This window comes from Bacillus pretiosus, assembly GCF_051294775.1.
GTDB classification, from domain to species: domain Bacteria; phylum Bacillota; class Bacilli; order Bacillales; family Bacillaceae_G; genus Bacillus_A; species Bacillus_A wiedmannii.
Genome location: NZ_JBPPHF010000026.1, coordinates 1 through 764, shown reverse-complemented (window position 1 = coordinate 764; position 764 = coordinate 1). Strand labels below are relative to the sequence as shown.

2 tRNA genes and 2 rRNA genes are annotated in these 764 nt (G+C 45.9%); all 4 read left to right on the top strand.

Going from position 1 to position 764, the window contains the following annotated elements:
* Positions 1–108, top strand: a 16S ribosomal RNA gene (locus ACSG5Z_RS29685); the annotation flags it as partial.
* A gap of 130 nt (positions 109–238) precedes the next feature.
* A tRNA-Ile gene (locus ACSG5Z_RS29680) sits at positions 239–315 on the top strand.
* 10 nt (positions 316–325) lie between these two features.
* Positions 326–401, top strand: a tRNA-Ala gene (locus ACSG5Z_RS29675).
* Positions 402–481: 80 nt separating this feature from the next.
* A 23S ribosomal RNA gene (locus ACSG5Z_RS29670) occupies positions 482–764 on the top strand; the annotation flags it as partial.

Here is a 764-nt window from a genome sequence, read left to right as displayed (position 1 = left end):
TCGGTGGGGTAACCTTTATGGAGCCAGCCGCCTAAGGTGGGACAGATGATTGGGGTGAAGTCGTAACAAGGTAGCCGTATCGGAAGGTGCGGCTGGATCACCTCCTTTCTATGGAGAATTGATGAACACTGTTCATCAATAAAAGTTTCCGTGTTTCGTTTTCGTTTAGTTTTGAGAGTTCAATTAAGTATTGACTCTTAAATGAGGATATGATATAAATAAATCCTGCAATTTGTATGGGCCTATAGCTCAGCTGGTTAGAGCGCACGCCTGATAAGCGTGAGGTCGATGGTTCGAGTCCATTTAGGCCCACCATACAACTTTTGGGGCCTTAGCTCAGCTGGGAGAGCGCCTGCCTTGCACGCAGGAGGTCAGCGGTTCGATCCCGCTAGGCTCCACCAAAAAGCTATTTTAAATAGCAAATGGTATGTTCTTTGAAAACTAGATAACAGTGTAGCTCATATTTTTTAATTTTTAGTTTGGTTAAGTTAGAAAGGGCGCACGGTGGATGCCTTGACACTAGGAGTCGATGAAGGACGGGACTAACGCCGATATGCTTCGGGGAGCTGTAAGTAAGCTTTGATCCGAAGATTTCCGAATGGGGAAACCCATCATACGTAATGGTATGGTATCCTTACCTGAATACATAGGGTAAGGAAGACAGACCCAGGGAACTGAAACATCTAAGTACCTGGAGGAAGAGAAAGCAAATGCGATTTCCTGAGTAGCGGCGAGCGAAACGGAACATAGCCCAAACCAAGAGG